12 protein-coding genes are annotated in these 11967 nt (G+C 73.5%); 5 read left to right on the top strand and 7 right to left on the bottom strand.

Annotated features, from left to right (window positions below):
- Positions 1–6: 6 nt before the first annotated feature.
- The 4 genes from F603_RS0103775 to F603_RS0103760 all read right to left on the bottom strand — a co-directional run bounded on the left by F603_RS0103775 (position 7) and on the right by F603_RS0103760 (position 3932).
- Positions 7–927: an amidohydrolase family protein gene (locus tag F603_RS0103775; RefSeq protein WP_019544682.1), complete on the bottom strand. Its 921-nt coding sequence runs from the start codon at positions 925–927 to the stop codon at positions 7–9.
- A gap of 61 nt (positions 928–988) precedes the next feature.
- Complete coding sequence (gene ligK, locus F603_RS0103770; protein ID WP_019544681.1) at positions 989–1672, bottom strand: 4-carboxy-4-hydroxy-2-oxoadipate aldolase/oxaloacetate decarboxylase; 684 nt, start codon at positions 1670–1672, stop codon at positions 989–991.
- A 20-nt stretch (positions 1673–1692) separates the two neighbouring features.
- Positions 1693–2718, bottom strand: coding sequence for an amidohydrolase family protein (locus F603_RS0103765; RefSeq protein ID WP_019544680.1), 1026 nt, complete (start codon positions 2716–2718; stop codon positions 1693–1695).
- A complete protein-coding gene (locus F603_RS0103760) occupies positions 2715–3932 on the bottom strand; it encodes a 4-oxalomesaconate tautomerase (protein WP_019544679.1) in 1218 nt (405 codons plus the stop codon). The genes F603_RS0103765 and F603_RS0103760 overlap by 4 nt, the downstream gene beginning before the upstream one ends.
- Before the next feature lie 179 nt (positions 3933–4111).
- On the opposite strand from F603_RS0103760, the gene F603_RS0103755 reads away from it, so the two are divergent.
- Positions 4112–4801 carry a GntR family transcriptional regulator gene (locus F603_RS0103755; RefSeq protein ID WP_019544678.1) on the top strand — a complete coding sequence of 230 codons (690 nt, stop codon included), beginning with the start codon at positions 4112–4114 and terminating at the stop codon, positions 4799–4801.
- Positions 4802–5203: 402 nt separating this feature from the next.
- Here F603_RS0103755 and F603_RS34960 read toward each other — a convergent pair whose 3' ends face one another.
- Positions 5204–5668 carry a type II toxin-antitoxin system Phd/YefM family antitoxin gene (locus F603_RS34960; protein ID WP_158678598.1) on the bottom strand — a complete coding sequence of 155 codons (465 nt, stop codon included), beginning with the start codon at positions 5666–5668 and terminating at the stop codon, positions 5204–5206.
- 315 nt (positions 5669–5983) lie between these two features.
- Here F603_RS34960 and F603_RS0103745 point away from each other — a divergent pair, with 315 nt between their 5' ends.
- Entirely contained in the window at positions 5984–6499 is a 516-nt protein-coding gene (locus F603_RS0103745; protein WP_019544676.1) for a M23 family metallopeptidase, read from the top strand.
- Between the two features lie 113 nt (positions 6500–6612).
- Positions 6613–7695, top strand: coding sequence for a peptidoglycan recognition protein family protein (locus F603_RS0103740; protein ID WP_019544675.1), 1083 nt, complete (start codon positions 6613–6615; stop codon positions 7693–7695).
- A 33-nt stretch (positions 7696–7728) separates the two neighbouring features.
- Here F603_RS0103740 and F603_RS0103735 read toward each other — a convergent pair whose 3' ends face one another.
- Positions 7729–9231 carry an MFS transporter gene (locus F603_RS0103735; protein WP_019544674.1) on the bottom strand — a complete coding sequence of 501 codons (1503 nt, stop codon included), beginning with the start codon at positions 9229–9231 and terminating at the stop codon, positions 7729–7731.
- 44 nt (positions 9232–9275) lie between these two features.
- Complete coding sequence (locus tag F603_RS0103730; protein WP_019544673.1) at positions 9276–10046, bottom strand: GntR family transcriptional regulator; 771 nt, start codon at positions 10044–10046, stop codon at positions 9276–9278.
- Positions 10047–10262: 216 nt separating this feature from the next.
- Here F603_RS0103730 and F603_RS0103725 point away from each other — a divergent pair, with 216 nt between their 5' ends.
- Both F603_RS0103725 and F603_RS0103720 read left to right on the top strand, forming a co-directional pair.
- The gene (locus tag F603_RS0103725; RefSeq protein WP_019544672.1) at positions 10263–10649 is read left to right on the top strand and encodes a DUF6479 family protein; all 387 of its coding nucleotides are present in this window, start codon (positions 10263–10265) and stop codon (positions 10647–10649) included.
- Positions 10650–10802: 153 nt separating this feature from the next.
- Positions 10803–11948 carry a PP2C family protein-serine/threonine phosphatase gene (locus F603_RS0103720; RefSeq protein WP_106431218.1) on the top strand — a complete coding sequence of 382 codons (1146 nt, stop codon included), beginning with the start codon at positions 10803–10805 and terminating at the stop codon, positions 11946–11948.
- Positions 11949–11967 lie beyond the last annotated feature (19 nt).

Here is an 11967-nt window from a genome sequence, read left to right as displayed (position 1 = left end):
GGCCGGTCAGGCCGTCTCGTCCGGCCAGTAGAGCCGCACGGGGTTGTCGACGAGGAGCTTGTGGCGCTGCTGCTCGGTGGTGGCCACGTGAGGGATGTGGTCGACGAGCAGCCCGTCGTCGGGCATGTGGTCGGTGAGGTTGGGGTGGGGCCAGTCGGTGCCCCACAACACGCGGTCGGGGAACTCCTCGACGACCGTGCGCGCGAAGGGCACGACGTCGGCGTAGGCGCTGCGCTCGCCGTGGAGCGCGGCGGGCCCGGTGAGGCTGAGCCGCTCGGGGCAACTCACCTTCACCCACACGTCGTTGCGCTCGGCGAACCGCAGGAACCGCGTGAACTGCGGCCCCGCGGCGGGCTCCCGTACGTTGGGGCGGCCCATGTGGTCGATGACGAGCGGAGTGGGCAGGGCGGCGAAGAACCCTTCCAGTTCGGGGAGGTCGGCGGCCTCGAAGTAGAGCACCACGTGCCACCCGAGCGGTGCGATCCTCGCCGCGATACGGGCGAGGTCGTCCTGCGGCGCGGGACCGACGAGCCGCTTGAGGAAGTTGAAGCGGACGCCGCGCACCCCGGCCGCGTCGAGGCGGCACAGCTCGGCGTCGGTGACGTCGGGACGCACGGTGGCGACGCCGCGGGCGCGGCCGCCTGCCGAGCGGACGGCGTCGAGCATGGCGGTGTTGTCGGCGCCGTGGCAGGTGGCCTGGACGACGACGTTCCGCGCGACGCCCAAGTGGTCGCGGAGCGCGAAGAGTTGCTCCTTGCTCGCGTCGCAGGGCGTGTACTTGCGTGCGGCGGCGTAGGGGAACTCGTCGCCGGGGCCGAAGACGTGGCAGTGCGCGTCCACGGCTCCCGACGGCAGCCGGTACGTCGGCTTCGCCGGGTCCGGGTGCCAGTCGAGCCAGCCCGGGGTCTTGCGGAAGCGCGTACTCATCTCTCCTCCTCGGCCGGCACGCGGAGGGGCGGGCGACCGGCGGTACGTGGTGCGGACGGGGTCAGTCGAGGTAGCGGAGGCCGGCTTCGCGGAGCGGCTCGCGCATGGCGTACATGTCGAGGCCGAGCTCCCCGGCGGCGAAACGCTGTCGCTTCCCCTCCTCGTTGGCCTCGCGGCGCGCCGCCGCCTCGGCGACCTCGGCGGCACGCTCGGCGGGGACGACGACCACGCCGTCCGCGTCGGCGGCGACGACGTCGCCGGGGCGTACGGGCGCGTTGGCGCAGACCACGGGCACGTTGACGGAGCCGAGCGTGGCCTTGACCGTGCCCTTGGCGTTGACGGCCCGGGAGAAGACGGGGAAGTCCATCGCCTCCAGCTCGGCCACGTCGCGGCAGCCGCCGTCGATGACGAGGCCACGTGCGCCCTGGGCGCGCAGCGAGGTGGCGAGGAGTTCGCCGAAGAACCCGTCCTCGCTCTCGGTCGTGCAGGCGGCGACGACCACGTCCCCCGGCCGTACCTGCTCGGCCGCGACGTGCAGCATCCAGTTGTCGCCCGGTTGGAGAAGCACCGTGACGGCGGGACCGCAGAGTCGGGCCCCGCGGTAGACCGGGCGGAGGTAGGGGCGCATCAGTCCGACGCGGCCCATCGCCTCGTGGAGGGTGCTCACCCCGAACTCCGAGAGCGCTTCGACGTCGGCGGTCGGCGGGCGGTTGACGGTGCGGTGTACGACACCGAGTGCGAACACGACGGCTCCTTGTGCGTAGGTCAGCGGCCCTGACGCCGCAGCAGGGCGTCGAGGCGCGGGTAGACGGTGCGGGCGTTGCGCTCCTCGACGGCGGCGAGGTCCTCGGGGGAGAGCCCCGCCGACTCGACGTAGCGGCGGGTGTCGTCGAAGGCGAACCCGGTGCGGGGGTCGATGCCGCGGACGGCGCCGATCATCTCCGAGGCGAAGAGCACGTTCCGGGCCGGCACGACTCCGAGGAGCAGGTCGATGCCGGGCTGGTGGTAGACGCAGGTGTCGAAGAAGACGTTGCCGAGCAGGTGTTCCTCGAGCGTCGGGCGCCCGAGGGCCGCAGCGAGGCCGCGGAAGCGGCCCCAGTGGTAGGGGACGGCGCCGCCGCCGTGCGGGACGATCAGGCGCAGTGCGGGGAAGTCGGCGAACAGGTCGCCCTGGAGGAGCTGCATGAACGCCGTGGTGTCGGCGTTGAGGTAGTGGCCGCCCGTGGTGTGGAAGGCCGGGTTGACGCTGGTGCTCACGTGGACCATGGCCGGCACGTCGAGCTCGACGAGCTTCTCGTAGAGCGGGTACCAGGCACGGTCGGTGAGCGGGGGTGCGCTCCAGTGGCCGCCGGACGGGTCGGGGTTGAGGTTGACCGCGACGGCGCCCAACTCCTCGACGGCGCGGGTGAGTTCGGGGACGCAGGTGGCCGGGTCGACGCCGGGCGACTGCGGGAGCATGGCCGCGGGGGCGAACCGCTCGGGGTAGAGGGCGCTCACCCGGTGGCAGAGGTCGTTGCAGCGGGCGGCCCACTTCTGCGAGGTGGCGAAGTCGCCGACGTGGTGCGCCATGAAGGAGGCGCGCGGCGAGAAGACGGTGAGGTCGATGCCGCGCTCGTCCATGAGGCGGAGTTGGTTGCACTCGATGCTTTCGCGTATCTCGTCGTCACCGAGGTGCGGCCCCGCGGGGTCCGGCGCCGCGGCGGGTCCTCCGAGGGCGGCGATCTGCTGCTCCCGCCACTGCGCCAGCGCCGGCGGCGCCGTGGTGTAGTGGCCGTGGCAGTCGATGATCATCGCTGGTCCTCCTCGTGTTCGTGCGGGACGGGGTGCGCGGCCGCGGGAACCATGACCTCGCCGGCCATGATCAGCCGGGCGGTACGCAGCAGCGCGGAGCGCGTGACGGTGCGGAGATCCGCGTCGAGTCCGAGCGCGACGCTGAACTCCCCCGAGGGGTGCTCGACGGAGACGGTCGTGGCGAAGCCGCCTCCCTCCTGCGGCCCGACCGCGGGGAGCGTCGCCGCCTCGTGCGCGACGGTCCCGTCGAGGACACAGGCTGTGGCGACCGTGACGGCTGCGAGGACGCCGATGGAGGCGTGGCAGACGTGCGGGATGAAGCTCCGGGTGGCGACGGCTCCGCGCTCGGCGGGCGGCGCCGTCAGCGTCATCTTGGGGTAGTTGAGGCCGGCCACGTCGCCGAGGCCCATGCGCCGCCCGCACGCCAGCCGCAACCTCTCCAGGCGCGTGCGCAGTGCGACGTCCGCGGTGAGTTCCGCGGCCGGCTCGTACCCGGTGCGGCCGAGCGCCGCCGCGGGGACGAGGACGAGCGGCATCCCGTTGTCGATGCAGGTGACGTCGACGGGGCCGAGCCCCTCGACCTCGACGCGGTCCCGCACGCGCCCGGTGGGCAGCAGCGCGGAACAGACGGAGCCCTCCGTGTCGAGGAAGCCGACGCTCACGGGCGCCGCGGTCCCGGGGACGCCGTCGATGCGCGCCTCGCCGTCGTAGGCGACGTATCGGCCGTCGGGTCCGAGTGGGGTGCGCACCGTGATGTCTGCGGTGAGGCCGGTGTTGAGGGTGTGCACTCGCGCCGTGGTGGTCTCTCCGTGTGCCGCGAGGAGTCCCGCTTCGAGGGCGAAGGGGACGACGGCGGCGAGCATGTTGCCGCAGTTGGAGGTGGTGTCGACGACGTCGCTCTCGGGCTGGAGTTGGGCGAACCGGAACTCCAGGTCGACGTCGGGGAGTTGGCTCGGCCCGACGATGCCGGCCTTGCTGGTGAGCGGGTGGGCGCCGCCGAGGCCGTCCACCTGGCGGGGGTCGGGGGAGCCGAGCGCGGCGAGGAGGACGGCGTCCCTCGCGGCCGTCTCGGCGGGGAGGTCGCCGGCGCGGAAGAACGGGCCGCGCGAGGTGCCGCCGCGCATGAACCAGCAGGGCACCGCGGTCTGTTGACCGTGGCGGCGGGTGCCGTGCCGGAGTGCGGCGTCGGCGGGCCGAGGGGTGGGCGGCGTCATGGTGGTGCGTGGCTCCCTTCCGAGGAGGTGACGCAGGGAACGTAACCGTCGACGAGATTGTTGACAATATGGTTGATGAAAAACTTTCCATTGTCGTCAACAAGGTCGGGGCCGGTAGACTCCCCGGCCAGCCCCGTGCAGGGGGCGGCGAGTTGAGTGCGAGCAGAGGAGCGGTACGGGTGGCGGACGGCCAGGTCACCGGTCAGGAAGGGCGCCGCATCGTCGGGGCCGGCATCCGCGCGAGGCTCTCCGCCGGCGAGATGGCACCAGGCCAACGCCTCGTCGAGCAGGAGCTGTCGGAAACGTTCGGCACCACCCGCAGCGCGGTACGCGAAGCGCTCCAGGACCTCGCCGCCGAGGGCCTGGTGGAGCTGATACCCAGGCGCGGCGCGCGGGTCCGGGTGATCTCCGTCGAGGAGGCAGTGCAGATCACCGAGTGCCGGGCCGCCCTGGAGGGCCTGTGCGCCCGGCGGGCGGCAGCCTCGGCGGGCGATGCGGACCGCGCCGAACTCCGCGACATCGGCGAGCAGATGAGCCGCGCCGTCACCGAAGGCGACCTCGACGCCTACTCGGCGCTCAACCGGCGCCTCCACGACACCATTGCCCGCGCAAGCGGCCAGGAGGTGGCGGAAAACCTCCTAGACCGCCTCAACGGCCAGACCGTCCGCTTCCAGTTCCGCCTCGCCCTCCGTCCCGGGCGCCCCGCGCAGTCGCTCCCCCAGCACCTGGCGATCATCGAGGCGGTGGTCACGGGCGACGGCGCCGCCGCGGAGGCAGCGGCACGGGCCCACCTCGACAGCGTCATCGCCGAGCTCGCCGCAACTCCTGAGCGCCCGGAGCCTGTTGGCAGCGAGGTTGCGGTGCCCTAGGCCAGGAGGCGAGCACGACGAGCCGACGCTGGAGGCTCGTTCGGGGGGGCGGCTGCGCGCTGCGCTCGCATGAACGGAGCGCCGGTGGCGGATGGTTGCGAGTACGGCGTGCCGGCGCTGCTGGGCGACGCCGGTCGAAACGGCAGGGAGGTCGGAACTCGCCCAGCAGCGCGTGCCTTTGAGCGGCGGGTTCACTGCGCTTCGCCGGGGTTCGGGCTCGACTCGAACCGGGCGAGCAGGATGTAGGGACCCGCGCTCGTCGTGAAGTACGGCCAGGAGCCGGTCAGTTCGTTACCCGGATACCTGGCGTCGCAGCAGACCCTTACGCACGCGAACCGGGCGGCCCGCCCGGAGCGTCCGGTGTCGGGGGGCCGTGCGGTCAGGCCGAGAAGCCGACGGACGTCACGTACTCGTACCTCCCCCACTGCGAGCCCAGGTCGACGATCTGCTCGATCCGGGCGACGAGGCCGTACGGCTGGGTGGACGCCGTGACGTCACCGAGCGCGGCGGGCGCGGGGGCCGGCTCCGGTGCTGCGTCGGGTGCCGGGACTGGAGGCGGGCGACGTCGAGGAGCACAGCGACGGCGACACCGTGACGAGTGAGGCTGTGCGCCACCGGGTCGGAGAGTGCGGTGGCGCGGCGGACGAGGTCGCCGAGCTTGGCGCGGGCCGCGCTGAGGGGGACGCGTCCTGCGGTCCCGGGGAGCGGTGGCGGCGAGGCGCTCGCCCTCCCCAGGGTGACGCATTCCCGATGCTCGGCGTCGGCGACGAGGCGGCCCCAGTGCCTGGACCGCGCCTCCTCGACGCCCACGGGGTCGCCGTAACTCTCCCGGAGGAGACGCAGGCGAGGGGACGGGACTTCGGACACGTGCTACCAGCCCACTCGTGTGCACCGGCCTCCGGCTGACGTTGCCAAGTCCCCTTACGGTTGCGCGCCCTTCTTGTTCCGAGCCCGCGGTAAGCCGGCCTACGAAGGCGCACCGGGACGGCCCCCCGGGCGGTCGACGGCACCCCGCAGGTCGCGGCGGGTGGGGCGTCAACGGCCCGGCGAGCGGGCGGCGTTGGCCGAGTTCGGCGCCGTTCTCCGCGCGTAGCTAATCCCGCACAAGAGGGAGACATTGTCGCGTACATGAGCAAGACTGCTGGGTGGATGCCGGGGACCCGAACCGACGAAGGGAGAAGAATGTCCCGCAAGCGCAGAGGTGCCGTCGCCCTTGCGGCGAGTGGGGTACTGAGCGTCGCCGCTGCGGCGCCCGCCCTTGCCGCAAGCTCCGACTCCCCCCGGACGCAAGGGAGTTCGGCCTCCTACGCGGCGTCGTGCCCCGTAGCAGCCGAGATCAGCCAGGGTTACCACGAGGGGCACGACGGGGTCGACCTCGCCGCACCCCTCGGCACGCCCATCCACGCGGCAGGGCCGGGCGAGGTCACCGAGTCCGGCCCTGCCACCGGGTACGGGCAGTGGGTGCGCATCCGGCACGACGACGGCTCGGTCACCGAGTACGGACACATGTACGAGAGGTTCGTCGCCGTCGGCGACACCGTCGACGGCGGGCAGCGGATCGCCTCCGTCGGCAGCGAGGGCGAGTCGACTGGTCCGCACCTGCACTTCGAGGTACACCACGACGGTGGCTACGGCTTCGGCGACGACCCGGTGGCCTACCTGGCGGAGCGCGGAGTCCCGCTGCCCTGCACGCCGTAACCGCCGCCGCGCACCCGCACACGACGCTCCCTGCTCCCCGGCCGGCACCCCCACGGAGCCGACCGGAGGAGCCGCGCACTCTCCAACCCCCCACACCGCAAAAGGAGATCGTCATGGCAAGCCACTCCCCCCTAGGACGCCGCTCCCTGCTCGCGGGCGGCCTCACCGTGTCGGCCGTCGGAGCCCTCGGGCTCGGCGCCGCCTCCGCGGGCGCCGCGCCACAGAGATCGCAGCCGGGCCGCGTCGCCGCCGACTCGGAGGAGCCGAGAATCTACGACACCCAGGAGTGGGGAGCCCGGGAGCCGGACGGGCAGATCGTCGTCCTCGACCGGGTCCCCACCTACATCGTGGTGCACCACACGGCGGAGCCGGGCAACAGCGAGGACTACTCGCTCGAACACGCGATGCAGATCTGCCGCGACATCCAGGACTTCCACATGGACGGGCAGGGCTGGGGCGACACCGGGCAGCAGTTCACCAACAGCCGCGGCGGGTACGCGCTGGAAGGGCGCCACCGCAGCCTCGAGGTGGTACGCGGCGGGACGCAGCACGTGCAGGGCGCCAACGTCGCCGACCGCAACAGCGAGGTCATCGGCATCGAGAACGAGGGCCTCTACTCCGAGGTCGACGTCCCCGAAGCGCTGTGGGACTCGCTCGTCTCGCTGGTCGCCTGGATCGCCACCCAGTACGACCGCCCGGTCGAGAACATCATGGGCCACCGGGACTTCAACTCCACCGAGTGCCCGGGCGAGGTCCTCTACGGACGCCTCCAGGAGCTGCGCGAGGCGGTCGCCGGCGCGATGGGCACGCGGGCGCCGGCCGCACCGCTCGCCTGGCCGCTGCTGAAGCCGGGGAGCTCGGGGCCCCGGGTGCGCGCGGCGCAGCACCTGCTGCGCGCCGCCGGCTTCCCCTCGGTACGCGCCGACGGCGTCTTCGGCCCCGAAACGAAGCGCGCCGTGGCGAAGCTCGCCGACTCCGCGGGCGTGAAGCCGCACACCTGCTCGGCCCTGCACCACTCGAAGGTGGACGAGACCGGCTTCCTCGGCTCCGACATCTGGCCGCTGCTGACGCCGCGCGTGACGGCCGCCTCCGGCAGCGAGGTGTCCGACGCGGTGACGCAACTCCGCCGCGCCGGCGGTGAGTTGAGGACCAGCGGCGTGCTGGGCAAGGACGACTGGAAGCGCCTGCTCGCCTGACACCCACCGGGGGCCGGCCCCGCGCCGGCCCCCTCACCCCTCCCGGTGCCGCACCCCGCGCCCCACGGGCAGCGCGGCGAGCGCGATACCGGCGGCGAGGACGAGGGTCGCCGTGTGCACGGCACCGGTGAAGGCGGCGAGGATGCCGGGGTCCAGCGCCTCGCCCGCACCGGCCTCCGTCGCGCGGGCCCTGGCGGCGGGCACGGTGGTGGGGACCGGTTCACCGGTGAGCCGAGCCGGGAGCCGCGCGGTGAAGCCCGCCGTGACGAGGCTGCCGGTGACCGCGATGCCGAAGGCGCTCCCCAACTCCCGGGTGAGCGACTGGAGTCCGGACCCGGCCCCGGCGCGCTCGCCCGGCAGCGCGGAGACCATGGTTTCGGAGAAGACGGGCGTGGCGATGCCGCAGCCCAGCGCGGTGAGCACGGCACCGCAGGCGTAGAGGGCGTACGGCGTGTGCGGGTCGATCCGCGAGACGACGGCGAGCCCCGCGGCGAGCACGAGCATGCCGCCCGCGGCTGTCGCCCCGTCGCCGAGGACACGGCGCAGCAGCAGTCCGCAGCGCGGCCCCGCAAGGAGCGCAGCGGCCATCGGCAGCAGGCGGACCCCCGCGCCGAGCGGCCCCGTGCCCTGTACGTACTGGAGGTACTGCCCGTTGAGGAGGAACAGCCCGAACATCCCGGTGAAGAGGAGCGCCATCCCGGCGGCCGCGGCGAGGACGCGGGAGCTCGTCAGGAGGGCCGGGTCCAACAGCGGGTGCCGGGCGCGGAGTTCGCTGCCCGCCCACGCCGGCCCGAGGAACGCGGCAGCGGCGAAGGCGCAGAGGACGGGTGCGCTGCCCCACCCCTGCTGCGGTCCGGAGACGACGGCGTAGAGCAGCGCGGCGACGGCGCCGGTGAGCAGCACGGCTCCGGGCCAGGAGACGGGCCGCGGGGTGCGGGGCACGGCGGGCGCCAGCGCGGCGACGAGGAGCAGCGCGCCGCAGGCGAGCGGCGTGACGGCGAGGAACAGCGCCCGCCAGGAGCCGAGTTCCAGCGCGGCGCCGCCTCCCACGTTGCCGAGGACGGCGGCGAGCCCCGTCATCGACGCCCAGACGGCGACGGCGCGGGAGCGCTCGGCGCCCGTCCTCTCGTGGACGAGGAGCGCGAGCGTGGTCGGCAGCACGGCGGCCGCCCCCGCGCCGCTCAGGGCACGCCCGGCGATGAGCACACCGACGTGCGGCGCCGCCGCGCAGACGAGGTTCCCGAGCGTGAACAGACCGAGCCCCACGAGGAGTACGCCCTTGCGCCCGAGCCTGTCGGCGAGCGCCCCGGCGGGCAGCAGAAGGCAGGCGAAGGTGAGGAGGTATCCGTCGACGACCCACACCACGGCGGTGGCGGACGGCCGCACGGGGTCGGCGGAGATCTCGGGGATGGCGAGGTTGACGGCGGAGACCATGCCGACGACGAGGGTGACGCTGAGGCACATCGCGGCGGTGAGTCCGCGCCTGCCCGAGGAACGACGGCTCGGCTCGGCGGTTCCGTGCAGTGCGTGGCGCACCGCTTACCTCCTGGTGTGCGGCGGGTGTCGGGCGGGAGCGGCAGTCAGGCGCCGGCGGACGGGCGGTCGAGTTCGGCATGGAGGGTGAGGCGGTCGCCGCGCAGGTGGAGGAGCTCGACGTCGGCGGGCCGACCGTCGGCGAGGCGGGCGAGGCGCTCGACGGCGAGGACGGCGCCGCTCTCGGGCATGCCGAGGACCTCACGGGTGGCCGGGTCGGCGGCGACCGCCTGGACGGAGACCTCGGCGCGGCCGAGCGGCGCACCCGCCACGGTCTCGATGAGGTGGAAGACGTCGTGGTGTTCGAGCGCGGCGGGCTCCAGGGCGAGGAGCGGGTCACCGACCTCGGTGAGGAGGTAGGTCGAGTCGAGGGAGAGGGGCGAGCCGTCGAGGCGGCGGAGCCGCTCCAGGTAGACGGCTTCCTCCCCCGGCTCCAACCGCAGCTTCCGCGCGACGTCGGCGGGGGGCCGGACGCGTCGCGCCTCGCGGACGGTGTTGACGACGCCGCCGTGGTGGTGGAGCACCTCGGCGAGGCCGGCGAGCTGTGCGAGCGGATGCCGGTAGGGGCGGCTGCGCACGAGGGTGCCGATGCCGCGGCGGCGCTCCACGACGCCTTCCTGCGCGAGGAGGGCGAGCGCCTCGCGGACCGCGTTGCGGGAGACGCCGAATTCCGCTGCGAGGAGCCGCTCCTCCGGGAGGCGGTCCGCGGGGAATCCGTCGCCGGCGATCTGGCGGCGCAGTACGCCCGCGACCCTGCGCGCGTGGTCGGCCCGTCGCACGGCGCGGTGTACTGCGTCGGTTCGGCTCCCGTCCGCCATCGGCGCCCGCACCTCCCGCATGCTCGTGTGACCGGAGCCGCAGGGGCGGCGCCGTCTGGAACCGTAGGGCTCGGGTGTTTCCTGCACGTTACGCCACCCGTTTTGACCTGCGATGATGTAGTGACCTGCGGGAAGCAGAGCAGGAGTGGGTACTCCGCCACCGGATGGAGCTGCACCGCTCTGCGTAAGAAGCTCGACGTGTGGAACCCGCGGGACATGACTACCTACAGCGCACTCACCGCCGTCGCAGACGGACCCGTGGTGCTCGCCGCCACCCGCGACCTGCTCGTCGGGATCGTGCCGCTGGTGCTGGGTATCGGGGTCGTCTCGATGCTGATCCTCGCCGTCGTCTACGGCCAGCGGCTCCGCCGCAGGGGCGACATGCGCCAGTCGGGCTCGCCGCCTCCGCATCCGGGCCCCGAGACCACGGACGACCGGGAACAGATGGACTCGGCCGACGTACCGCACGACGGCCGCCGCCGGATGCCGTACGAGTTCAGTACGCAGAACACCACGGGCCGCAGGATCACGGGACGTCCGCCGCGTTGGCGCCCGGGAGGCAGCGGCGGGTTCGGCTCGGGCGGCCCCGGGCACACCTCGTGAACCCCGCGCCCGTCCCCTCTCCCTCGCGGGGAGGGGACGGGCGTCGTTTCTCGGTGGTACGGAGAGCGGGGGCCGTGGCGGGGACGTACGGTCGGCGCATGGGAGCGGCTGATCGGAGGCGCGATGGTCTGGGGCAGGAGAAGGTGGGAGGCGATGAGGCTGCCGCCCCGTCTCCGACCGGGTCGCGGCTCCGCTCTCTCATCCCGGCAGGACCCGGTGGAGACGTACGGCGGGCGGGTGTTGGGGACACCGGGCGCGATCGCGATCCTGCTGCTCATCGGCGGCGTCGTGATGGACCTCTACGGGCCGTACGCCTATCTGGGGCTGCCGCTGCTGGCCGCCGCGCCGCTCGCCGCGGGCGCGATGCTCTCGTTCGCGATGAGCGCGGCGTTCGGCGCCCTCGCCTGCACGACGTCGATCCTGGTCGACCTGCACCTCGGTCGCCCGGTCTCCGGGCTCCTCGTCGACCTCGCGGACGTGGCGATGACGAGCGCGCTGGCCATGGGGATCAACATCCTCATCGGCCGGCAGCAGTACCGGTTGGCGCAGGCGCGCGGCGTGGCGGAGGCGGCACAGCGCGCCGTGCTTCCCGATCCGCCGGCGCAGGTGGGTCCCGTGGCAGTGGCCGCGCGGTACGAGGCGGCGCAGAGCGAGGCGCGCATCGGCGGTGACCTCTTCGCGGTGCAGATGACGCCGTTCGGCGTGCGTGCGGTCATCGGGGACGTGCGGGGAAAGGGGCTGCAGGCGATCACGTCGGTCTCGGTGGCGATCGGCGCTTTCCGTCAGGAGGCGGAGCAGGCGCCGACGCTTCCGCTCCTCGCCAGGCAGCTCGATCTGGCCCTCTCCCGGGAGAGCGAACGCGTGGGAGACGCCGAGGAGTTCACGACGGCGATCCTCGTCGAGATCTCGCCGGACGGCGGCACCGCACGGCTCGTCAACCGCGGCCACCCGTCGCCGTACCTGGTCCGCATGAACGAGGCGGTGCTGTTGGAGCCGGCGGTCCCCGAACTGCCGCTGGGAATGGGACTGCCGGTGGTGGAGGGGGTGGAGCCGCCCCCCGCCGATGCCGTCGCGCTCCCGCCTGGCGCCTCGCTGCTGCTCTTCACCGACGGGGTGACGGAGGCCCGCGACGCGAGCGAGGTCTTCTTCGACCCCGCCCCCGGCCTGAGCAGGGGGCGGTGCAGCGATCCGGCGGCGCTCGTCGACGCGTTGGTCGCGGATGTGAAGGCGTGGACGGGGTACCAGCCGCAGGACGACATGGCGATCATGGCGCTCACCCGAGAGGTCGAAACGGCGTAAGGACGGCCGGCGCCCTTCG

Source organism: Streptomyces sulphureus DSM 40104, from assembly GCF_000381025.1.
GTDB lineage: Bacteria > Actinomycetota > Actinomycetes > Streptomycetales > Streptomycetaceae > Streptomyces > Streptomyces sulphureus.
The sequence above is the reverse complement of the archived record's forward strand: the minus strand, read 5'-3'. Positions and strand labels throughout refer to the sequence as shown.

Coding starts and splice junctions, on each gene's coding strand:
- F603_RS0103745 (WP_019544676.1), top strand. CDS start 5,984: ATGTCCCGCAAGCGCAGAGGTGCCGTCGCCCTTGCGGCGAGTGGGGTA.
- F603_RS0103775 (WP_019544682.1), bottom strand. CDS start 927: ATGAGTACGCGCTTCCGCAAGACCCCGGGCTGGCTCGACTGGCACCCG.
- F603_RS0103740 (WP_019544675.1), top strand. CDS start 6,613: ATGGCAAGCCACTCCCCCCTAGGACGCCGCTCCCTGCTCGCGGGCGGC.
- F603_RS0103725 (WP_019544672.1), top strand. CDS start 10,263: ATGACTACCTACAGCGCACTCACCGCCGTCGCAGACGGACCCGTGGTG.
- F603_RS0103765 (WP_019544680.1), bottom strand. CDS start 2,718: ATGATCATCGACTGCCACGGCCACTACACCACGGCGCCGCCGGCGCTG.
- F603_RS0103760 (WP_019544679.1), bottom strand. CDS start 3,932: ATGACGCCGCCCACCCCTCGGCCCGCCGACGCCGCACTCCGGCACGGC.
- F603_RS0103730 (WP_019544673.1), bottom strand. CDS start 10,046: ATGGCGGACGGGAGCCGAACCGACGCAGTACACCGCGCCGTGCGACGG.
- F603_RS0103720 (WP_106431218.1), top strand. CDS start 10,803: ATGAGGCTGCCGCCCCGTCTCCGACCGGGTCGCGGCTCCGCTCTCTCA.